Source organism: Streptomyces sp. NPDC014882 (genome assembly GCF_043081325.1).
Taxonomy (GTDB): Bacteria; Actinomycetota; Actinomycetes; order Streptomycetales; family Streptomycetaceae; genus Streptomyces.
Genome location: NZ_JBIBWL010000009.1, coordinates 163,117 through 184,889 on the forward strand (window position 1 = coordinate 163,117; position 21,773 = coordinate 184,889).

At 74.2% G+C, this 21,773-nt stretch carries 18 protein-coding genes; 8 read left to right on the top strand and 10 right to left on the bottom strand.

Going from position 1 to position 21,773, the window contains the following annotated elements; genetic code table 11:
- Nucleotides 1-42 precede the first annotated feature (42 nt).
- Nucleotides 43-1,785 carry a pyruvate dehydrogenase gene (locus ACF09K_RS21585; protein ID WP_392246003.1) on the top strand — a complete coding sequence of 581 codons (1,743 nt, stop codon included), beginning with the start codon at nt 43-45 and terminating at the stop codon, nt 1,783-1,785.
- Between the two features lie 280 nt (nt 1,786-2,065).
- The gene (locus ACF09K_RS21590; protein WP_392245774.1) at nt 2,066-2,551 is read left to right on the top strand and encodes an ATP-binding protein; all 486 of its coding nucleotides are present in this window, start codon (nt 2,066-2,068) and stop codon (nt 2,549-2,551) included.
- 143 nt (nt 2,552-2,694) lie between these two features.
- Here the strand turns inward: ACF09K_RS21590 and ACF09K_RS21595 are convergent, their stop codons facing one another.
- Entirely contained in the window at nt 2,695-3,744 is a 1,050-nt protein-coding gene (locus ACF09K_RS21595) for a DUF2637 domain-containing protein (protein WP_392245776.1), read from the bottom strand.
- 302 nt (nt 3,745-4,046) lie between these two features.
- Nucleotides 4,047-4,895 carry a (2Fe-2S)-binding protein gene (locus ACF09K_RS21600; RefSeq protein WP_392245778.1) on the bottom strand — a complete coding sequence of 283 codons (849 nt, stop codon included), beginning with the start codon at nt 4,893-4,895 and terminating at the stop codon, nt 4,047-4,049.
- Nucleotides 4,896-5,053: 158 nt separating this feature from the next.
- On the opposite strand from ACF09K_RS21600, the gene ACF09K_RS21605 reads away from it, so the two are divergent.
- On the top strand, nt 5,054-5,947 hold the full coding sequence (locus tag ACF09K_RS21605) for a GntR family transcriptional regulator (protein ID WP_392245779.1): 894 nt from the start codon (nt 5,054-5,056) through the stop codon (nt 5,945-5,947).
- Between the two features lie 373 nt (nt 5,948-6,320).
- Here ACF09K_RS21605 and ACF09K_RS21610 read toward each other — a convergent pair whose 3' ends face one another.
- Together ACF09K_RS21610 and ACF09K_RS21615 are read right to left on the bottom strand one after the other, a co-directional pair.
- Nucleotides 6,321-7,079: a hypothetical protein gene (locus ACF09K_RS21610; RefSeq protein WP_392246005.1), complete on the bottom strand. Its 759-nt coding sequence runs from the start codon at nt 7,077-7,079 to the stop codon at nt 6,321-6,323.
- Nucleotides 7,080-7,336: 257 nt separating this feature from the next.
- Nucleotides 7,337-9,031: a PucR family transcriptional regulator gene (locus ACF09K_RS21615; protein WP_392245780.1), complete on the bottom strand. Its 1,695-nt coding sequence runs from the start codon at nt 9,029-9,031 to the stop codon at nt 7,337-7,339.
- A 439-nt stretch (nt 9,032-9,470) separates the two neighbouring features.
- Between ACF09K_RS21615 and ACF09K_RS21620 the strand changes: the two genes are divergently transcribed.
- From ACF09K_RS21620 to ACF09K_RS21635, 4 genes are all read left to right on the top strand, one after another.
- Nucleotides 9,471-10,370: an FAD binding domain-containing protein gene (locus ACF09K_RS21620; RefSeq protein WP_392245781.1), complete on the top strand. Its 900-nt coding sequence runs from the start codon at nt 9,471-9,473 to the stop codon at nt 10,368-10,370.
- The gene (locus tag ACF09K_RS21625) at nt 10,370-10,945 is read left to right on the top strand and encodes a (2Fe-2S)-binding protein (RefSeq protein WP_392245782.1); all 576 of its coding nucleotides are present in this window, start codon (nt 10,370-10,372) and stop codon (nt 10,943-10,945) included. The genes ACF09K_RS21620 and ACF09K_RS21625 overlap by 1 nt, the downstream gene beginning before the upstream one ends.
- 2 nt (nt 10,946-10,947) lie before the next feature.
- Complete coding sequence (locus ACF09K_RS21630; RefSeq protein WP_392245784.1) at nt 10,948-13,386, top strand: xanthine dehydrogenase family protein molybdopterin-binding subunit; 2,439 nt, start codon at nt 10,948-10,950, stop codon at nt 13,384-13,386.
- 257 nt (nt 13,387-13,643) lie between these two features.
- Entirely contained in the window at nt 13,644-14,840 is a 1,197-nt protein-coding gene (locus ACF09K_RS21635) for an XdhC family protein (RefSeq protein ID WP_392245786.1), read from the top strand.
- Here the strand turns inward: ACF09K_RS21635 and ACF09K_RS21640 are convergent.
- From ACF09K_RS21640 to ACF09K_RS21660, 5 genes are all read right to left on the bottom strand, one after another.
- Nucleotides 14,747-16,048 (bottom strand): lanthionine synthetase LanC family protein, encoded by a 1,302-nt coding sequence (locus ACF09K_RS21640; protein WP_392245788.1) that lies wholly within the window; start codon nt 16,046-16,048, stop codon nt 14,747-14,749. The genes ACF09K_RS21635 and ACF09K_RS21640 overlap by 94 nt on opposite strands.
- A 229-nt stretch (nt 16,049-16,277) precedes the next feature.
- Entirely contained in the window at nt 16,278-16,718 is a 441-nt protein-coding gene (locus tag ACF09K_RS21645; protein WP_392245789.1) for an SRPBCC family protein, read from the bottom strand.
- A 193-nt stretch (nt 16,719-16,911) separates the two neighbouring features.
- Nucleotides 16,912-17,700 carry a polysaccharide deacetylase family protein gene (locus ACF09K_RS21650; RefSeq protein ID WP_392245790.1) on the bottom strand — a complete coding sequence of 263 codons (789 nt, stop codon included), beginning with the start codon at nt 17,698-17,700 and terminating at the stop codon, nt 16,912-16,914.
- A gap of 130 nt (nt 17,701-17,830) precedes the next feature.
- A complete protein-coding gene (locus ACF09K_RS21655) occupies nt 17,831-18,061 on the bottom strand; it encodes a tautomerase family protein (RefSeq protein WP_392245791.1) in 231 nt (76 codons plus the stop codon).
- A 328-nt stretch (nt 18,062-18,389) separates the two neighbouring features.
- On the bottom strand, nt 18,390-19,172 hold the full coding sequence (locus ACF09K_RS21660; RefSeq protein WP_392245792.1) for an SDR family oxidoreductase: 783 nt from the start codon (nt 19,170-19,172) through the stop codon (nt 18,390-18,392).
- A 158-nt stretch (nt 19,173-19,330) separates the two neighbouring features.
- Between ACF09K_RS21660 and ACF09K_RS21665 the strand changes: the two genes are divergently transcribed.
- Complete coding sequence (locus tag ACF09K_RS21665) at nt 19,331-20,236, top strand: helix-turn-helix domain-containing protein (protein WP_392245793.1); 906 nt, start codon at nt 19,331-19,333, stop codon at nt 20,234-20,236.
- Between the two features lie 38 nt (nt 20,237-20,274).
- Here the strand turns inward: ACF09K_RS21665 and ACF09K_RS21670 are convergent, their stop codons facing one another.
- Nucleotides 20,275-21,747: a family 43 glycosylhydrolase gene (locus ACF09K_RS21670; protein WP_392245795.1), complete on the bottom strand. Its 1,473-nt coding sequence runs from the start codon at nt 21,745-21,747 to the stop codon at nt 20,275-20,277.
- Between the last annotated feature and the right edge of the window lie 26 nt (nt 21,748-21,773).

A 21,773-nucleotide genomic window follows, 5' to 3' on the forward strand; every position in this document is an offset into this window, starting at 1 on the left:
GATCCGAAGGATCTACGGAGACCGAAGGGGCAGATGAGCACCATGGCCAAACAGAACGTCGCCGAACAGTTCGTCGACATCCTCGTCCGCGCCGGAGTGGAACGCCTCTACGGCGTCGTCGGCGACAGCCTCAACCCCGTGGTCGACGCCGTCCGCCGCAACCCCGGCATCGACTGGGTGCACGTGCGCCACGAGGAGACCGCCGCGTTCGCCGCCGGCGCGGAGGCGCAGATCACGGGCAAGCTGACGGCGTGCGCCGGGTCCTGCGGGCCCGGCAACCTGCACCTGATCAACGGTCTGTACGACGCCCACCGCTCCATGGCGCCGGTCCTCGCGCTCGCCTCCCAGATCCCCGCCGGCGAGATCGGCCTGGGCTACTTCCAGGAGACCCACCCCGACCGCCTCTTCCAGGAGTGCAGCCACTACAGCGAGCTGATCTCCAGCCCCAAGCAGATGCCCCGGCTGCTCCAGACGGCCATCCAGCACGCCGTCGGCCGCAGCGGCGTCAGCGTCGTCTCCCTCCCCGGTGACATCGCCGCCGAGCCCGCGCCCGAGAAGGCGGTGGAGACCGCGCTCGTGACCTCCCGGCCCACGGTCCGCCCGGGCGACGCCGAGATCGACGAGCTCGTCCGGCTGATCGACGCGGCCGACAAGGTCACCCTGTTCTGCGGCAGCGGCACGGCGGGCGCGCACGCCGAGGTGATGCGGTTCGCGGAGAAGATCAAGTCACCGATCGGCCACGCGCTGCGGGGGAAGGAGTGGATCCAGTACGACAACCGGTTCGACGTCGGGATGAGCGGGCTCCTCGGCTACGGCGCCGCCTACGAGGCCACTCACGAGTGCGACCTGCTGATCCTGCTCGGGACCGACTTCCCCTACAACGCCTTCCTGCCCGACGACGTCAAGATCGCCCAGGTGGACGTGCGGCCCGAGCACCTCGGCCGGCGCTCCAAGCTGGACCTCGCCGTGTGGGGCGACGTGCGGGAGACCCTGCGCTGCCTGATCCCGCGCGTGCGGGAGAAGAAGAACCGGCGTTTTCTCGACAAGATGCTGAAGAAACACGCCGACGCCCTCGAAGGGGTCGTGAAGGCGTACACCCGCAAGGTGGAGAAGCACGTCCCCGTCCACCCCGAGTACGTGGCCTCCGTCCTCGACGAACTCGCCGACGAGGACGCCGTCTTCACCGTCGACACCGGCATGTGCAACGTCTGGGCGGCCCGTTACATCACGCCCAACGGCCGCCGCCGCGTGATCGGGTCCTTCTCGCACGGTTCGATGGCCAACGCGCTTCCCATGGCGATCGGCGCGCAGTTCACCGACCGGGACCGGCAGGTGGTGTCGATGTCGGGCGACGGCGGGTTCGCCATGCTGATGGGCGACTTCCTCACCCTCGTCCAGCACGACCTGCCGGTGAAGGTCGTCCTCTTCAACAACTCCTCCCTCGGCATGGTGGATCTGGAGATGCTGGTCGCCGGCCTGCCCTCCTACGGCACCAGGAACAAGAACCCGGACTTCGCCGCCGTCGCCCGCGCCTGCGGCGCCCACGGCGTGCGCGTGGAGAAGCCCAAGGACGTGGCGGGGGCCCTCAAGACCGCCTTCAGGCACAAGGGTCCGGCCCTCGTCGACATCGTCACCGACCCGAACGCGCTGTCCATCCCGCCGAAGATCAGCGCCGAGATGGTGACCGGGTTCGCCCTGTCCGCCTCGAAGATGGTGCTGGACGGCGGCGTCGGGCGCATGGTCCAGATGGCCCGCTCCAACCTCCGCAACGTCCCCCGGCCCTGACGTCGCCCCCCTTCGGCGCCGGTGGCGGGAAACCGCGCGCGGCGCGGTCCCGGGGCCACGGACCGGGCCCGCCGGGCAGGGGTGGTTTCGGCCAACTTCGCGCGCCGGTGCGGGGTCCGGGCCCGCCGCCACCCGCCGGGGGAGGCGCCGGGCCCGCCGGGACGTGGCCGAACACCTGGTCGTCGCCGATCCGGCAGGACTGGCCCGCGGCCCACGGGGGCAAGCATCCCGTGAACGTGTTCGAGCAGGGGGAACCGACATCGGCACGCGGGCGGGGGTCATGAAGAGGCAGGCACGAGGCAGCGGTTCGACCGTGATCGCGGACACCTCGGTGAGGAAGCGGACGGGAGCGGCCACGACGGACGGCGGGGAGCGGGGGCACCCGTCCCAGCTCCGGCGCAGGCTCGGGCGGGCGGACCTACGGGCCGTGCCCGAGACGCGCCGGGCGCTGCGCGAACTGCTGCGGCACTGGGGGAGACCCGGGCAGTCGGAGACCGCCGAACTGCTCACCAGTGAACTCGTCACCAACGCGCTCGTCCACACCGACCGGGACGCGGTGCTCACGGCGACCGTCGGACCGGGCGGACTGCGGGTGGAGGTACGCGATTTCGCGGCCGGCCGGCCGCGACCGCGCAGGCGGGACGCAGACGAGGCCACCCACGGCCGGGGCCTGGTCCTGGTGCAGTCCCTCGCGGACGCGTGGGGCGTGCGGACGCACAGCATCGGCAAGGCGGTCTGGTTCGAACTGGGCGCCGGGGCGGCCTGAGACGACCCGTCGGGACGACGGGCCGCGGGGACGACGGGCCGCGGGGACGGGACTCGCGGGAACGACCGTCCGCCGGGAACGCACCACGCGAACGGGAAGGGGGCGCGACCTCACCGGTCGCGCCCCCTTCCCATGACGGTCCGTCAGCCGAACTGCTGCTCCAGGTCCTTGAGCTTGCGCTCCAGGGAGTCCAGACGCGGCAGGGCCATCGTGTCGTCCTCCGCGGTGAGGTCGACGGTGATCGGGTCGGTGCTCTTACGGACCGGCTGGAGGGAGGGCCGCGTACGCACGGGCAGTTGTTCCGGCGAGTTCGCCGCTATGGCAGGCTCCGCGGGAACGCGTTCGTCCGCCCGCTCCAAGGAGGCCTGGGGGGCCTCCAACTGGCGGCCGCCGCGGCCGGGGAAGCCACGGTGCCCGCGGCTGATCGCCTTGAGCTGGGCACGCTCCACGCGGTCCTGCTCGCGGCGGCGCAGACGTGCCGTCTCCTTCTGCCGCTTGTCCTCGCGCACCTCGTCGACGGCCTCGTCCAGGCTGCGCACGTTCTCGAGGAGCATCAGCGACCACGCCTTGTACGTCTCACGGGGGGCCCGCAGCCAGCGCACGACACGGATCTGCGGCAGCGGACGCGGCACCAGGCCCTGCTCGCGCAGGGCGGCCCGGCGGGTCTGCTTCAGCGCCCGGTCGAACAGGACGGCCGCGGACAGGGACATGCCGGAGAAGAACTGCGGCGCGCCGTCGTGGCCGAAACCGCGGGGAGCGTGCACCCAGTTGAACCAGGCGGCGGCACCCGCGAAGGTCCACACGAGTATCCGCGAACCGAGGGCCGCGTCACCGTGGCTGGCCTCGCGCACGGCGAGCACGGAGCAGAACATCGCCGCCCCGTCCAGGCCGAACGGCACGAGGTACTCCCAGCCACCGGTCAGGTTCAGGTTCTGCCGGCCGAAGCCGACCAGTCCGTGGAAGGAGAGCGCGGCGGCCACCGCCGCGCAGCAGAACAGCAGGACGTAGGAGGCGGTGCCGTAGATGGCCTCCTTGCGCCTGCGGCGCTCTTCGCTGCGCTCCCACGAGTCGTCGCTCGTGTTCTCCCCCGAGGAGCGCTTTCCGCGCGCGAGCACCGCCACCGCTGCCAGCATGCCCAGGAGCAGCACGGCGCCCGGAAGCAGCCAGTTCAGCGATATGTCGGTCAATCTCATCTGGGGTCCCTTGCATTGGGATAGGGCGTAACGCCCGCCATAGTGGCCCAACCCCGCCGTCCCTCAGGGGGTTTCGGGGCAAGAGGCCGCCAAGGAGGTGCAAGGGGATGCCCAGGGCGACGTTCTGCTCGAACTGCCGCGTGAGGGGCGGGAGTTGAGTTCGAATAAGACTACCCGTACGGGTGGTTCCACGGAAAGTTCCCGTGTCGGGTGAGGAATTCGTGAAGCACCCGTGACGGTGCGGGAGGTGTCGTGCGGGTGATCTTACGGGACGCGGCGTGCCGGATCGACCCGAGGGCGGCTCAACTCGCGGCGAGCGCGGTGAGCTTGCCGATCCGGTCCGCGTCGCAGGTGCGCGGGCAGGTGGCGCAGGTGTCCTCGGGGCGCACCGTGTAGAACATGCAGCAGCTCGCCCGGTCCCGGGTGGGCAGCGGCTTCCCGTCCGGCCCGGTCAGTTCCCGGAAGGCCGCCGAACCGACGTACGGCCGGGTCGCGCCCGGCAGCAGCAACTCCAGTTCGTGGCGGGCCCGTTCGCCCTCGGCGGCACCGAACAGGCCGGCGACGTACCACAGGCCCTCGACGATCTCGTCCGTGACCATGCCCCACAGGGCGCGCCCGCGCCGCCGGGTGCGCGGGCCGAAACCGGCCAGCACGGGCTCGTGGTGCTCGGCGACGGCGGCCCGCACCTCCGCGCGCAGGGCCTCCTCGTCCGGGACCACCCGGGCGCCGGGCAGCACCGCCGCCGGGTCGCCCGGCAGGCAGGCGAACGAGACGGGCTCGCGGACGGCCATCCGCATCCCGGCGCCGGTGCGGTCGTACGAGACGTGGGTCACCGGGAGGCGGGGGACCCGGCGGTGCAGGAACCAGGGGACGGTGATCAGCAGGCAGGCCGGCCAGGCGTACCGGTGCAGTCCGAAGCTCGCCACCACGTCCGGGCGGGCCCGCTGCCCGTAGTCGCGCGCCACCTGGGCGTCGTCCCAGGCCAGGAAGGCGTCCAGCTCCGCGCCGCCCTCCGCCAGCGCGGCCGCCGACACCCAGCCGCCGCCGCGCGGAGCGGGCTCGCCCGGCCCCAGCTCCCCGATGACGAGACCGGGGCAGGCCTCGGTGAGACGCGCGTACGCGTCCGTCACGACCGACGGGTGTGAGGGCATACCGGTACCACCGATCCAGCGGAGAGGGCGAGGTAAGCCTTACCTTACCCAATCCGGTCGGGATGTGAACTGGCGGCCGGTAACGCCTATGGTGCTTGACGGACGAGTAACAACCGGCCGTAATGGCCCCAAGTGCCGACAGATCCGGAGGAGAACCCGTGGAGCGGAGCGCGCAGGGCTTTGCCGGCACGGGAGCCCCCGGCACGGGAGCCCGGGTTCCCGCGCAGCCGCGCGCCACGGACCGGGACCGGGGTGCGCGGGCCCCCTTCGCCGACGCCCCGACGACCGGCGCCGGCAGCGGTCCCGGCGGCGGTCCCGGCGGCGGTCCCGGCGGCGGTCCGGGCGGCGGTCCGGGCCCCGGCGGTGATGCCGGTGCCGTGCGCGGCGAGCACACGCACGGCGAGACCCCCCTCGGACGTCCCCGCCCCCTCGTCCAGCGGTCCTCCGTCCGCGGCCAGATCCTCGACGCCCTGCGCACCGCGCTCGTCGCCGGGGAACTGACGCCCGGCGAGGTGTACTCGGCCCCCGTCCTCGGCGAGCGCTTCGGCGTCTCCGCGACACCGGTCCGGGAAGCCATGCAGCAGCTCGCCCTGGAGGGCGCCGTCGAGGTCGTGCCCAACCGGGGTTTCCGGGTGGTCGTGCGCGGCACGCGGGAGCTGGCCGAGCTGGCCGAGGTGCGGGCCCTGATCGAGGTCCCCGTGATGCTGCGGCTCGCCCGCACGGTCCCCGCCGAGCGCTGGACGGAGCTGCGCCCCCTCGCCGAGGCGACCGTCCGGGCCGCCGCCTCCGGCTGCCGCGCCACCTACGCCGAGTCCGACCGCGCCTTCCACCGCGCGCTCCTCGGCCTGAGCGGCAACGGGCAACTGGTCTCCGTCGCGGACGACCTGCACCGCCGCTCGCAGTGGCCGCTGGTGGGCGGCCCCGTCTCACGCGGGCGGGCCGACCTGGTGGCGGACGCGGCGGAACACCTGGCGCTGCTGGAGGCGCTGGGGGCGGGGGACGTGGACGTGGTGCGGGCACTGGTGCGGGAGCACTTCGCGGGCTCGCGCTGAGGACCGCCGGCACCGGGCGCGGGCGGCGGACGGCAGGCGGCCGACCCCGCGGGACTGTCCGCGGACAGCCGGCCGCCCCGGCCGACAGCGGACGGCACGCCGCCGGCCGACGCGCCGGCCCGTCCGGTACGTCCCTCCGGTGCCGCGGCCGGGATCGCCGGGACCCTTGCCCGGGAACCCCGGCGACGCCGACTCCGGTGCTCCGCAAGGCGACACGCCCTCCAGGTCCAGGCCCAGACCCCGGTCCAGGTCCAGACCCCGGTCCCGGCCCGGACCCCGGCCCGTTCTCGCTCCCGGTCCAGCTCCAGGCCTGGCCCCGGCCGCGGCCCGTTCCGGCCTCGGCCCGCTCCGGTCCCGGGCGAGCCCGGGGCGCCTATGCCGTGGCCGCCGGTGGTGTCAGGTGGCGGGCCAGCCACGTCGGGACGCCGCCCATGAGCCGGAACAGCCGGCGTGCCTCCTCGCGCAGTCGGGAGGCCTCCGGCTCGGTCTCCGCGTCCGCCAGGGAGACCAGGGCCGGGGCCGTCCCCACCAGGTAGCCCAACTCCTCCCGGATGCGCAGGGATTCGGCGAAGCCGTGGCGGGCCTCGGCGGTGTCGCCGTCGCGCAGCGCGAGGCCCGCCAGGTGCCGCCAGGTGAAGGACAGCAGCAGGGCGTCGGAACGGGCCGCGGCGGCCGCGTGCGCGCGCCGGTAGGCGGCGCGCGCGGCCTGCGGGGAGCGGGTCAGGTTCTCCGCGAGCAGTCCGCGCCGGAAGTCCAGCAGGGGCCGTCCCGCCGCGTCCGGAGGGATCAGCGCGGCCGCCCGGCCGAGCGCGGCGCGCGCCTCGTCGGCCCGGTCGCGCACCCCGTGCACCGTCGCCGCGTACGCCAAGTGCCCCCGTTCACAAGCGGCGGCCCCTCGTTCCTCGTCGGTGTGGGCCAGGGCCTCGGCCGTCCGCAGGGCGTCCTCCGCCTCCTGCCAGCCCTGTTCGGTGTAGAGGCACCTCTCCACGAGGAGCGCGGCCCGCTGGACGGCCCCCGCCGCGCTGTCCGCCGGCAGTAACGCCGCGGCGTCCGCCCAGCAGGCCCGCGAGCGCAGCCGCCACACCGCGGTCTGGAGGGGATCGTCACCAGCGGTCGTGCCCTTGCCCGACATGGCGGAATGCGCCACGTTGCCCTCCCCAGGGTCCTGTCCTTCGGATCAGCTCGGGGTCACGGGGCCCGGCACGCGCACCGGGTCCCGCTCACCGGCATGGCAGGGCACCGCCCCTCACGACGACCTGATCCGAAGGGCAGGCCCAGCACACCGTTGAGCTTCGAGTGGTGGCCGCATCTCAGCACGAATGACGGGCCGGGCCAAGGGGGCGGGTGAAGCTTTTCACAAAGTCGGGGGACTCGGGCGCCCCACGGGTTTCAGCTCATCCGCAGGGCCAGGAAGAAGTCCAGCTTGTCCTCGAGGCGCGAGAGGTCCCGGCCCGTCAACTGCTCGATGCGGCCGACGCGGTAGCGCAGCGTGTTGACGTGCAGGTGGAGCCGGGACGCGCAGCGGGTCCAGGAGCCGTCGCAGTCCAGGAACGCCTCCAGCGTCGGGATCAGCTCGGCGCGGTGCCGCCGGTCGTAGTCGCGCAGGGGGTCCAGGAGGCGGGCGGTGAAGGCCCGCCGGACGTCGTCGGGGACGAAGGGCAGCAGCAGGACGTGCGAGGCCAGTTCCTGGTGGCCCGCCGCGCACACCCGGCCCGGGCGGGCCGCCGCCACCCGGCGGGCGTGCCGGGCCTCCTCCAGGGCGCCCCGCAGCCCCTCCGCCGAGTGCACCGCAGCGCTGACGCCGAGCGTGACCCGGCCGTCGCCGTCGAGGCCCGCGGTCAGCGGCTCCCGCACCGAGGCCAGCAGGGTGTCGGCGAGGATCCCGGACTCCGGCCCGTCGTGCCCGCCCGCGACCGCCGGGAGGGGGACGAGGGCGACGGCCTCGTCCCCGGCGTGGGCGACGGCGATGCGGTCGGAGGGCTCGGGGCCGGTGGCGTGCGGGTCGACGAGGATCTCCTCCAGCAGGGACTGGGCGACCGGACCGCCCGCGGCCCCGCCTCCTTCCCCGCCGCTCCCTTCCGGGCCGTCCCACTCGACGCGCGCCACGACGACCTGCCAGTGCGGCGCGGCCCCCAGTCCGGGCAGCAGCACCGGCGCCGCCACCCGCAGCCGGGCCGCGATCTCGGCGGGCGCCGCGCCCGTCCGGACCAGTTCGAGGACCTCCTGGGCGAGCCGTCTGCGCACCGTGCGCGCCGCGTCCCGCCGGTCCCGCTCGACCGAGATGAGCTGGGTGACGCCCTGGAGCAGGTCGAGCCGCTCCGCCGCCCAGTCCCCGGCGTCCGCCTCGACGGCCAGCAGCCAGTCCGACAGCGCCCTCCCGCGCGCGTCCTCCGCGGCCTGCGGGGCCCGCCCGCCGCCGCGGACCGGGAACAGCGAGTACGTCGTACCGGCGAGGACCACCCGGTGCGGGCCCCGCCGGCCGGTGCGGACCGCCGCCAGGTGCTCCGCCGCCAGCTTCGCGCACACCTCGGCCGGCAGCCCCGGCCCCGCCTTCGGGCCCGCGACGAGCCGGCCCGTGGGCGACAGCACCCAGGCGCGCAGGTCCAGGTCGGAGCCGAGCAGGTCCAGGACCACGTCCGGACCGCCGCCCGCCGGTCCCGAGGTCATCATCCGGCGGTGCCGGTCCACGACCGCCGCGAGGTCCCCGGCACGCTCCCCGGACACCTGGCGCACGACGTGCTCCGTGATCGTCGCGAACGCCACCGACTCGTGCACCGCGAACAGCGGCAGCCGGTGCCGGGCACAGGCCAGGACCAGGTCCTCGGGCACGTCGCCCAGTTCGGCCTCGCCGGCGGCGAGCGCGGCCACCCGGGCCTGCACCAGGAGCCGTACGAACGGCTCGGAGTCCGAGGCGTCCCGGCGCCAGGCCAGCCCGGTGAGCACCAGTTCGCCGCCGGAGAGGTAGCGGCTGGGGTCCCGCAGGTCGGTGGTCATGACGCCGCGTACCGTGCGGTCCAGCTCGTCCTGGCCGCCGAGCAGCCGCAGGCCCAGCGCGTCGGTGTCCAGCAGTGCGCGCAGCCGCATTCTCGTCGCCGCCGTTCTTCGTCCGGAAATCTAGGATGAGGGGTGAGGTGAGGGGTCGCGGGGCCGGGCGGGTCCCGGCGACGGGCCCCCGGCCTCCACGGGCACTCGCCGAGCGCTCGCCGAGCACCCGTACGAGCGGCATTCTCGGACCGCCGCGTCGTTTCCCGTGTTTCCACGGGAGAACCGTGAGGTTACCGATGGCTTCCGTTCATACGAATCTACAAGATGCCCGCCCCGACCAGCCAACTCCTTCATGGCTTCCGTGACTGACCCGGGCGGAGTACGGCGCTGTGTACTGGCGGCGATCCGCGTGAAAAGCACAGGAAAGAGCCGGGACCGCCGCACCCGATCCGGCCCGGACCGAAGAATCACCAGACCAGGACTCACGAAGCCGAGACTCACGAAGCCGAGACTCACGAGACCGAGAAGAGAACCGGTCATGGACTTCCTCCGCCCCGCCAGCTGGCAGGAGGCGCTCGCCGCGAAGGCCGAGCATCCCGCCGCCGTGCCGATCGCGGGTGGCACCGACGTGATGGTCGAGATCAACTTCGATCACCGGCGTCCCGAGCACCTCCTCGACCTGGGCCGGGTCGACGACCTGTACGAGTGGGAGGCCGGCGAGGACTCCGTGCGGCTGGGCGCCTCCGTCCCCTACACCAGGATCATGGAGAACCTGCGGGCCGAACTGCCCGGCCTCGCCCTCGCCTCGCACACCGTGGCCTCCCCGCAGATCCGCAACCGCGGCGGCGTCGGCGGCAACCTCGGCACCGCGTCCCCGGCCGGCGACGCCCACCCGGCCCTCCTCGCGGCCGGCGCCGAGGTCGAGGTCGAGTCGGTGCGCGGCTCCCGGCGCATCCCCATCGACGACTTCTACACCGGTGTGAAGCGCAACGCGCTCGCCCCCGACGAACTGATCCGCGCCGTGCACGTCAAGAAGGCCGACGGCCCCCAGCAGTACTCCAAGGTCGGCACCCGCAACGCCATGGTCATCGCCGTGTGCGCCTTCGGACTGGCCCTGCACCCCGACACCCGCACGGTCCGCACCGGGATCGGCTCGGCCGCGCCCACCCCCGTCCGGGCGAGGACCGCGGAGGAGTTCCTGAACGCCGCGCTCGACGAGGGCGGGTTCTGGGACAGCGGGAAGACCATCACCCCGTCGGTCGCCCGGCGGTTCGCGGACCTGTGCGCCGCCGCCTGCGACCCCATCGACGACGTCCGCGGCACCGCGGGCTACCGCCGCCACGCGGTCGGCGTCATGGCCCGCCGCACCCTGACCTGGACCTGGGAGTCGTACCGCGGCACCGGCCGCACCACCAGCCGAAAGGGAGGCGCTGCCTGATGCGCGTCAACTTCACCGTCAACGGGCGCCCGCAGGAGGCCGACGACGTGTGGGAGGGCGAGTCCCTGCTGTACGTCCTGCGCGAGCGGCTCGGCCTGCCCGGCTCCAAGAACGCCTGCGAGCAGGGCGAGTGCGGCTCCTGCACCGTCCGCCTCGACGGCGTCCCGGTCTGTGCCTGCCTGGTCGCCGCCGGCCAGGTCGAGGGCCGCGAGGTCGTCACCGTGGAAGGCCTCGCGGAGTACGCCGGGGAACGCTCCCGCGCGAACGGCGCCCGCGGCGGCACCCCGCTCGACGAGGCCAGGACCCGGCAGCCCGGGGGCGCGGACTCGCACACCGGCGAGGGCGGCGAACTCGCCCCGGTCCAGCAGGCGTTCATCGACGCCGGCGCCGTCCAGTGCGGCTTCTGCACCCCGGGGCTGCTGGTCGCCGCCGACGAGCTGCTGGAGCACACCCCGAACCCGACCGACGCGGACGTCCGCGAGGCGCTCTCGGGCAACCTGTGCCGCTGCACCGGCTACGAGAAGATCATGGACGCGGTCCGCCTGGCGGCCGCCCGGCAGGCGGAGGGGGTCTGACCGTGTCCACAGCACCCCGCCGCACCACCTCCCCCCGCGCGGCGTCCTCTCCGAACGGAACCCCCACCAAGATCACCCAGGGCACCCGGACCCGGGGCGGCATCGGCGAGTCCACGCTCCGGCCCGACGGAATCCTCAAGGTCACCGGCGAGTTCGCCTACTCGTCCGACCTGTGGCACGAGGACATGCTCTGGGGCCAGATCCTGCGCTCCACCGTCGCGCACGCCGAGATCGTCTCCCTCGACACCGCCGAGGCCCTCGCCGTGCCGGGCGTCCACGCCGTCATGACGTACGACGACCTGCCGGCGGAGATCCGCACCTACGGCCTGGAGATCCAGGACACCCCCGTCCTCGCCCACGGCAAGGTCCGCCACCACGGCGAGCCGGTCGCGATCGTCGCCGCCGACCACCCGGAGACCGCCCGCCGCGCCGCCGCGAAGATCCGGGTCGAGTACCGCGAGCTGCCCGTCGTCACCGACGAGGCCTCCGCGACCGCCCCGGACGCCGTCCTCGTCCACGAGAACCGCACCGATCACCACGTCGGCCACGTCCCGCACCCCAACATCCTCCACCGCCAGCCGATCGTCCGCGGCGACGCGGCCGCGGCCGCCGCGCGGGCCGACGTGATCGTCCGGGGCGAGTACACCTTCGGCATGCAGGACCAGGCCTTCCTCGGCCCCGAGTCCGGCCTCGCCGTCCCCGAGGAGGACGGCGGCGTCCACCTCTACATCGCCACCCAGTGGCTCCACTCCGACCTGCGCCAGATCGCGCCCGTCCTCGGCCTGCCCGAGGACAAGGTCCGCATGACCCTGGCCGGCGTGGGCGGCGCGTTCGGCGGCCGCGAGGACCTGTCCATGCAGATCCACGCCTGCCTGCTGGCCCTGCGCACCGGCAGACCCGTCAAGATCGTCTACAACCGCTTCGAGTCCTTCTTCGGCCACGTCCACCGCCACCCGGCCCGCCTGCACTACGAACACGGCGCGACCAGGGACGGCAGGCTCACCCACGTGAAGTGCCGGATCGTCCTCGACGGCGGCGCGTACGCCTCCGCCTCCCCGGCCGTCGTCGGCAACGCCGCCTCCCTCGGCATCGGCCCCTACGTCGTCGACGACGTGGACGTCGAGGCCCTCGCCCTCTACACCAACAACCCGCCCTGCGGCGCGATGCGCGGCTTCGGCGCCGTCCAGGCCTGCTTCGCCTACGAGGCCCAGATGGACAAGGTGGCCAAGGAACTGGGCCTGGACCCGGTGGAGTTCCGGCAGCTCAACGCCATGGAACAGGGCGCGGTCATGCCCACCGGCCAGATCGTCGACTCCCCGGCCCCGGTCGCCGAACTCCTGCGCCGCGTCAAGGCGATGCCGCTGCCGCCGGAGCGCCAGTGGGAGTCCAGCGAGGGCGCGGACGTACGGCAGCTGCCCGGCGGCCTGTCCAACACCACGCACGGCGAGGGCGTCGTCCGCGGCATCGGCTACGCGGTCGGCATCAAGAACGTCGGTTTCTCCGAGGGCTTCGACGACTACTCCACCGCCCGGGTGCGGATGGAGGTCGTCGGCGGGGAGCCGGTGGCCACCGTGCACACCGCGATGGCGGAGGTCGGCCAGGGCGGCGTCACCGTCCACGCGCAGATCGCCCGCACCGAGCTGGGCGTCGCCCGGGTGACCATCCATCCGGCCGACACCGCAGTGGGCAGCGCCGGTTCGACCTCCGCCTCCCGGCAGACGTACGTCACCGGCGGCGCCGTGAAGAACTCCTGCGAGCGGGTCCGCGAGAAGGTGCTGGACCTCGGGCGCCGCAGGTTCGGCTCCCACCACCCGGCCTGGGCCGGCGCCGGACTCCTGCTGGAGGGCGGCAAGGTCGTCACCGACGGCGGCGAGGTGCTCGCCGACCTGGTGGACGTCCTCGGCGAGGAGGCGGTGGAGGTCGAGGAGGAGTGGCGGCACCGGCCCACCGAGCCCTTCGACCCGCGCACCGGCCAGGGCTTCGGCCACGTGCAGTACTCCTTCGCCGCCCACCGCGCGGTCGTCGAGGTCGACACCGAGCTGGGCATGGTGAAGGTCGTCGAACTGGCCTGCGCCCAGGACGTCGGCAAGGCCCTCAACCCGCTGTCCGTCCTCGGCCAGATCCAGGGCGGCACCGTCCAGGGCCTGGGCATCGCGGTGATGGAGGAGATCGTCGTCGACCCGAGGACCGCGAAGGTGCGCAACCCCTCCTTCACCGACTACCTGATCCCGACCATCCTCGACACCCCGGCCATCCCGGTCGACGTCCTGGAACTCGCCGACGACCACGCCCCCTACGGGCTGCGCGGCATCGGCGAGGCCCCGACCCTGTCCTCGACCCCGGCGGTGCTCGCGGCGATCCGCGACGCCACCGGGCTGGAGCTGAACCGGACACCGGTCCGCCCCGAACACCTCACCGGTACGGCTCCCGCCACGGACTGAACCGGTGCGCACGGCCCGGGGGCGCGCGGTCCGGCCCTCCGGGTCCCCGGCCGTCCGTCCCGGGACGTCCCCCGGGCCGTGCGCACCCCTCCGCCCCGGGACGCCGGCGGCAACCGGCGACAACGCCGCCGGGGAGGGTACCCCTCAGGAGGAGGGCGTGCCGGACCCCGGGTCTCCGGCACGATCCGCCGGACGGCCCCGGCCGCACCCCGCCCCCTCCCCCCCCCCCACACGAGCGCAGCCGAGGAGACCGAGACATGCTGGACATCGCCGAGGAGCTGAACCGGTGGGTCGAGCAGGGCCGCGACTTCGCCGTCGCCACCGTGGTGGCCGTCGGCGGCAGCGCGCCCCGCCGGCCGGGCGCCGCCCTCGCGGTGGACGCCGACGGCACGGCGATCGGCTCGGTCTCCGGCGGCTGCGTGGAGGGCGCGGTGTACGCGCTGTGCCAACAGGCCCTCGCCGACGGGGAGTCCGTCCTCGAACGCTTCGGCCACAGCGACGACGACGCCTTCGCCGCCGGCCTGACCTGCGGCGGCGTCGTCGACGTCCTCGTCACCCCGGTGCGGGCCCAGGACCCGGTCCGCCCGGTCGTCGCGGCCGGCGTGCGGGCCGCCGCGTCCGGTACGGCGACGGCGCTGGCCCGCGTCGTGGGCGGACCGGCCGAACTCCTCGGCCGCGCCCTCCTCGTGCGCCCCGACGGCTCCTACGACGGCGGCTTCGGCACCCACCCCGAACTGGACCGCACGGTGGCCGCCGAGGCCGGCGCCCTGCTCGACGCGGGCCGCACCGGCACGCTGGAGGCCGGCGAGCAGGGCTCCCGCTGCGGCGCCCCGCTCACCGTCCTCGTCGAGACCTCGGTGCCCCCGCCGCGGATGATCGTCTTCGGCGCGATCGACTTCGCCTCGGCACTGGTGCGGATCGGCCGGTTCCTCGGCTACCGCGTCACGGTGTGCGACGCCCGCCCCGTGTTCGCCACCCGGGACCGCTTCCCCGAGGCCGACGAGGTCGTCGTCGACTGGCCGCACCGGTACCTGGAGCGCACGGAGGTGGACGCGCGGACGGTCCTGTGCGTCCTCACCCACGACGCCAGGTTCGACGTGCCGCTGCTCCGGCTCGCCCTGCGCCTGCCGGTCGCCTACGTCGGCGCCATGGGTTCCCGCCGCACCCACCTCGACCGCGCCGAACGGCTGCGCGAGGTGGGCGTCACCGAGCCGGAGCTGGCCCGGCTGCGGTCACCCATCGGGCTCGACCTGGGCGCCCGTACGCCCGAGGAGACCGCGCTGTCGATCGCCGCGGAGATCGTCGCCGTCCGGCGCGGGGGCGGCGGCGTCCCGCTGACCGGGGCGCACACCCCGATCCATCACGACACCCCGTCGCCGTCGGCCGGGAGCGCCACCGGTGCCGGGGCCGTCGTCCGGCGGACCACCGGCTGGTCCGGCCAGGCGAACGCGTAGTGCGGGTCGCCCGACCCGCTCAGGCGGACGAAGCGCAGCAGCTCGCGCACGATGCCCGCGCCGCCCGCGTTCCAGCCGGTGCGCGGTTCCAGGACGCTCGGGTCGGCCCGGTGCTCGATGTTGGACCAGCGGGCGCCGTCGGCGTCGCGGGTCGCCCGGGTCACGAGGTCGGCGACCAGGACCCGCGCGAACCCGGGCGGGTCGTCCTGCTCCGCGACCCGGTCGCAGGCCAGCGCCAGCACTCCCGCCGTGCCGCAGCAGCGGCCGTTGTTGTCCCAGAAGCCGGGGCGCAGCCGGCTCGGCAGCCCCGAGTGCGTGACGGTGTGCCAGCAGCGGTCGGCGAGCTCCTGCCAGTCCGGCCCGGCCAGGACGTCCCGCAGCAGCCGGAAGACCTGGGCGTCCCCGGCCGGGCCGTGGCACCAGCCGTAGCTGTACCGCTCGACGAGGTCGGGCCGGTACTGCGGGTCGGAGTGCGGGACCAGGAAGCCGGTACCGCCCGTCCCGTCGCGGGCCACCACGTCCGCGGCCCCGGCCCGCGCCGACTCCACCAGGTCCGTGCGTCCGGTCGCCCGGCCGACGGCGGCCAGCGCGTACACGATCCCGAGCGTGCCGTGCGAGATGTGGTGCAGCCGCGCCCCGACGCCGGGCCGGTGCGGCCAGTGCACGCCCGCCGGCGTCTCCTCGGCCGTCCGCAGGTACGGTTCCAGCGCCCGTACGGCCAGTTCGGCGTCGCCCGCCGCGAGCGCGCCGAGGCCGATGCCCGCGTTGCCGCCCATCAGCTCGAACAGCTCGCCCCAGCGCGTCCCGTCGAACCGCGACCGCACCCGTGCCAGGGCCCGGTCGGCGGCGGCCCCGGCCGCGCTGTCGCCGAGTTCGCGGTGGACGGCGCGCAGGACCAGGGCGATCCCGGTACGGCCGAAGTACAGCGAGTCGTCCTCGCCCGTCTCGGCGGCGACCGCGAGGAAGCGTGCCGCGCGCAGGGCGGCGTCGCCGTAGGCGTCGTCCCCGAAGTGCCGCCGCGCCTCCAGCAGCGTCGGCACGATCCCGGCCGTCCCGTCGTACAGGTCCGCCCCGACCGCCGCGGCGGAGGGGACGACGGGCCATCCGAGGCCCCCGTCCCCGGTCTCCCGGGCGGCGCCGAGCAGCCACCGCAGGCCGTCCGCCGCCAGCGCCTCGACCTCGTCCGTCCGCACGTCCACGCCTGTCATGGGGGCACCTTGCCACGGGGATGCAGGTCCGGCCAAGGGCACCCCGGGGCACGTCCGACGGCACGGAACGGCCGCTTCCGTGCCGCCGGACGCACCCCCGCGGGAACGGGAGGCGTACGGGGGCGACCGGGGTGCCGCGACGGCGGACGCCGGACCTGACGCTGCGTCAAGCAGACCGTCTGCTGCGTCGGGCAGACCGTCTGTGGCGTCGGGCCGACCGCCCGCCGCGTCAGGCCCGCCGCAGCAGGCGGTTGGCCGCCCGGCCGAACACGGCGCGGGCGACGGGGCTCACGAGGGGGTCGAGCAGCGGCGGCGCGAGCCACGAGCGGATCTCCTCGCGCCAGACGACCCGGGTCCGGCCGCCGGAGCCGGGACGGACCTCGATCTCCGCCCAGCCCCGCACCGTGCGGCCGAGCTTCTCCAGCCGGCACAGGCCCGGTCCGCCGTCGTCCGGCGGGCACCAGAGGGTGACCTCCATGCGGTCGTCGAAGCCGAGCGGTCCGATCCCGGACCGGGCCACGAACACGGTGCCCTCCCGGGTCGGCCCGGGGGTGAGCACGGTGACGCGGGTCAGCGGGACCACGTCACCGTGCCGGGGCCACTCGGTGAGCCGCCGCCAGGCCTCGTCGAGGGGGAGCGGTGCCGTGCGTTCGAACTGGAAGGTCGCCACACGGCGATCGTAGGGAGTCCCCCCGGCGGGGTGGCGCGTTCACCGGCGGCTCACACGGTTGGCCCAGTGCGGGACGGGCGCGCGGGCGCGCGGGCGCGCGGGCGCGCGGGCGCGCGGGCGGGCGCGGCGGCGTCCGCGCCGGCCCGGCGCCGGTCCGGCGCACGCCCCGGCCGCCCGGCAGCTCGCGCGCCGGTCAGCGGTAGACCTCTCCGGCCTCCGCCCTTCCCGGCGCGAGGAGTTGGGGCACGGTGACGAACACGTAGCCGCGTTCCTTCAACGCGTCGACGATCCCGGGCACCGCGGGAACGGTCCCGGCGTAGATGTCGTGCAGCAGGATGATGCCGTCCCGTTCGGTCTGCTCGAGGACCCGGTTCCGGATCAGCTCGGGGTCCTCCGTCGTGTAGTCCTTGGCGGTCACGCTCCACAGCACCTCCGCGAGGCCCAGCTCCCGGCAGACCTCGTGCACGGTGTCGTCGGTGCGGCCCTGGGGCGGGCGCATCAGGGTGGGGCGGCGGCCGGTGAGACGCTCTATCTCCCTGTTGGGGCGCTCCAGTTCCTCGCGTATCTCCTCCGCTGTCAGCTCCGTCAGGATCCTGTGGTCCCAGGTGTGGTTGGCCACCTCGTGGCCCTCGGCGGCCATGCGCGTGACGAGCCGCGGGTACTTCTCGATGTGCCGTTCGCCCAGGAGGAAGAAGGTCGCCGGGACCTGTTTCTCCTTCAGGATGTCCAGCAGGCGGGCGGAGTTCTCGCTCGGGCCCGCGTCGAAGGTGAGCGCGACGCACTTCGCCTCACGGCAGTCGACGGTGCCGAAGCGGGCCGCCCGGGCGGTGGACGCGGGCTCGGCGCGCACGGCGCTGGGCGCGGTGGTGCCGAGCCCGGCGCAGCCCGTGAGGGCCAGGGCCAGGCAGGCGGCGACGACACCGGCCCCGGCCGCACGGAACGGGATCCCCGTTTTCTTCATCTTCTTGGTCAGAGAAGGCATGCCGGGACTATACCCAGAGTGTATAGCGGTTGACCTGGGATTATTCCCCGGTGAACCCGCCCGGCCGCCTGCCCTGACGCCCGGCCCCCGGTTTCGGGGTGCTGTCCTGGCCGAACGACGGCCGCCGCGGTCAGGCGCCGCCGGTGTCGGTCGGTGTCGCCTCGCCGAGCATGGCGAGGGTCAGCACGTTGCCGGAGATGCCCCAGCCGCCGTCGGCGACCTCTTCGACCAGGACCATGGTGGTGCCGCGGGCGCGCTCGCCGTAGATCTCGACGTACAGCTCGGTGGTGCGGGTGACGATCTCCTCCTTCTGCTTCGGGGTGAGGGTCTTCTCGGGGACCTTGAAGTTCGCGAAAGGCATGGCTGGTTGTTCCTTCTCTCAGTGGGGCGTTGCGGGGAGCTGCCTGCGGTGAGCAGGCCGTCCGGTCCGATGCGGCGGAAAAAGTCGGCGCGGAGGCGGTCGGCGACCGCGGAGACGACTTCGCCGCCGTCCCGGCCGGGGTCTGTGGGAGTGCGCGGAAGCCGGGTGCCGTGCTTCATCGCGAGTGCGCGGAGGCCGGGTGCCGTGCTTCCTCGCGACCGGTCGCGCGACGGCTTCGGCGACCTCGGTCACGTCGGCGTCCGGAGGGACGAGCGTGGCCAGGCGCTTGCCCAGGCCTGTCGGCGATCGGGGCTGGGGGGCGGGCGGTTCAGACGATCCCGCCGTTGGCGCGGATGACCTGCCCGTTGATCCAGTGGCCGGCCGGGGAGGCCAGGAACGCGACGACCTCGCCGATGTCGGCCGGGGTTCCGAGGCGCTCCAGCGGGGGCTGGGCGGCCAGGCGGGCGATGGTCTCCTCGTCCTTGCCGTCCAGGAACAGGGCGGTGGCCGTGGGGCCGGGCGCGACGGTGTTGGCGGTGACGTCCCGGCCCCGCAGTTCCCGGGCCAGGATCAGCGTCAGCGCCTCGACCGCGCCCTTGCCGGCGGCGTACGCGCCGTAGCCCGGGAAGGCCAGCCCCACCACGGACGTGGAGAACGTCACGATCGCGCCGCCGGGGCGCACGCGACGGGCGGCCTGCTGGACGACGACGAACGTGCCGCGGACGTTGGTGCGGTGCAGGCCGTCCAGCACGGCCAGGTCCAGCTCGGCGATCGGAGCCAGGTGCATCCGCCCGGCCGTGTGCACGACGACGTCGACGCCGCCGAACTCTTCCTCGGCCGCGTCGAACAAGGCCGCGACCGCGTGTTCGTCGGCGACGTCCGCGCGCACCGCGATCGCCCGGCCGCCCTCGGCGACGGCCTCCTTCACGGCGGCTTCGGCCTCGTCCCGGTCACCGGCGTAGCCGACCACGACGGCGTACCCGTCGGCGGCCAGCCGGCCGACGGTCCGGCGGCCGATGCCGCGCGAGCCGCCGGTGACGATCGCGACCCGGGGTGGGGCGGAGGGCCGGGCCGGGGCGGCGGTCCCGTCGGGGGAAGCGGGGAGGGGCATGACTGACTCCTGTGGTGGATGGGGGGCGGGCCGCGGCCTTGCCGTTGCCCTGCCGCGTCCTCCACGATCGTCCGGTCCCCCGTCCCCAGCCAGGGCTGCGTCCACCCAGGGGACGCCACCCCCTGGCTGCGCTCCGGCGTACGAGCGACCATGGCGGGGTGAACCTTCCAGAACTCGGTGCCTTCCTCAGGACACGCCGCGACCGCATCCGTCCCGCCGAGGTCGGTCTCCCCCAAGGCCCGCGCCGGCGCGTCCCCGGGCTGCGCCGTGAGGAAGTCGCGCAACTGGCGGGGCTGTCGGCCGACTACTACACCGAGCTGGAACGCGGCAGCGCGAAGAACGGCGTGCAGCCCTCGGCCCAGACCCTGGCCGCCCTCGCCCGGGCCCTGCGCCTGAACGGCGACGAGCGCGACCACCTGTTCCACCTGGCCGAACGGCCGGTGCCCCCGTCGGTACACGGACCGTCGGCACACGTGCAGCCCGCGCTTCTCGGACTCCTGGACCGGCTGTCCACCACCCCCGCGCGCGTCATCACCGACCTGCACGAAACCCTGGTGGAGAACGACCTGGCCCTGGCCCTGCTCGGCAGGTCCCCGGCGCACCGCGGCCCGGCGGCGAGCTTCGTGTACCGCTGGTTCACCGACCCGCGGGCGCGCGAGATCTACCCGCCCGAGGACCACCCGCACCACTCCCGGGTGTTCGTGGCCGACCTCCAGGCGGCGGCCGCCCGGCGCGGCCGGGACGCGGAGGCCACGAAGATGGTCGCCGCGCTACGCCGCCGCAGTCAGGAGTTCGCGGCCCTCTGGGACACCCACGACGTCGCGGTGCGCCGCATGGACCACAAGAGGATCGTCCACCCCCTGCTCGGCGTCATCGAACTCGACTGCCACAACCTCCTCAGCGAGGACGGGCGGCAACGCCTGCTGTGGTTCACCGCCCCGCCCGGGAGCCCGGGAGCCGAGCAGCTGGAACTGCTGTCCGTCGTGGGGACCCAGGAGCTGGGCGTCACGGAGGACATGGCACCGGAGAGGCCGTCCGCGACGGAATCCGGACCGCAGCGCTGACCCCCGCCGCCGAGGGGGCCGCCACGGCGGCGGGTGCCTCACTGGGCGTGGAACGTCGCGTCCGTGCGGTCCGTCGCCGTGCTCGGCGCCTGCACGTACAGCAGGTGGTCGTAGTGCCGCACGTAGCGGCCCGCGTAGTTGTACGACTCGTACGACACCCCCGCCGCGTCCGACAGGCCCGCGCGCCGCTGGAACGTGGCGTCGGCCGCGAACCGCGCGGTGCCGTCGTTCTTCTCCACCCACGCCTCGAAGTTCCTGTGCCGCAGGTAGTAGCCGGGGAAGTTGGCCGACTCCAGCGAGACCGTGCCGCCGCCGGCGAGGCCGGGCACCACCCGGAACTGCGAGTCCGCGAGGGGGCTCACGTCCGCATCGACGCGGGCGCGGTACTCCCAGTGCCGGACGAAGCGGTCCGGGAGGTTGTCGGAGGAGAAGCGCTGCGGGGTGACCCCGTCGGCGACCGGGATGCCGAAGTCGGGGGTGCCGTCGGCCCTCCAGTACAGCTTCTGCACGCGGGTGCGGCGGTTGGGGTCGTTCAGGGGGTCGCCGGTGATGTCCTTGTAGCCGCGGTCGTGGTAGACGAGGATGTCGGACCTGCCGTCCTCGGAGACGGTGAAGGAGTTGTGGCCGGGTCCGTACTGCGAGGTCGCCGCGCTGCTCCTGAACACCGGCTGGGGACTCTTCGCCCAGGAGGCCGGGTCGGTGAGGTCGGCGGTCGCGGAGGCGGTCAGCAGCCCGAGGCAGTAGTTGGCGTCGGTCGCGCTCGCCGAGTAGCTCATGAAGACCCTGCCGCCGTGCTGGATCACGGCCGGCCCCTCGTTGACCTTGTGGCCGACGGTCTCCCAGGCCAGGGTGGGCCGCGAGATCTCCGCCGGAGTCCCGCTGATCGTCCAGGGGTTGGCCATCCTCGCGACGAAGAGGCTGGTGTTGTTCTCCTCGGCCGGGTTGCGCTGCGCCCAGGCGAGGTAGCGCACGCCGTTCACGACGAACGTGGTGGCGTCCAGCGAGAAGCTCTCCCACGTGGTCCTGATCTGCCCCTTCTCCGTCCAGTTCGCGGTGAGCGGGTTGCCGCCGGTGCCCTCCAGGACGTACATGCGGATCGCCCACACGTCGTTCGTGGCGCCGGCCGCGAAGTAGACGTACCACCTGCCGTCGATGAAGTGGATCTCCGGCGCCCAGATGTGGGCGCCCATGACCCCGCTGGTGTGCCGGGTCCAGATGGTGGTCTCGGGGGCGGTCGACAGGCCCTGGAGGGTCGTCGCCCGGCGCAGCACGATGCGGTCGTACTCGGGGACCGTGGCGGTGAAGTAGTAGTAGCCGTCCGTGTGCCTGACGATGTGCGGGTCCGCGCGCTTCTCCACGAGCGGGTTCGTGTAGGTCACGGCGGGAGAGGCGGGAGAGGCGGGAGAGGCGGCCCGGGCGGTGCCGGCGGGACCGGTGAAGCAGGCGGCCGCCAGGGCCACCGTCCCGGCCGTGAGCAGTGCGCGGGTGCGCCGACGGAACATGCGAGGCATACGGGACCGTCCCTTGTCCGTTATTT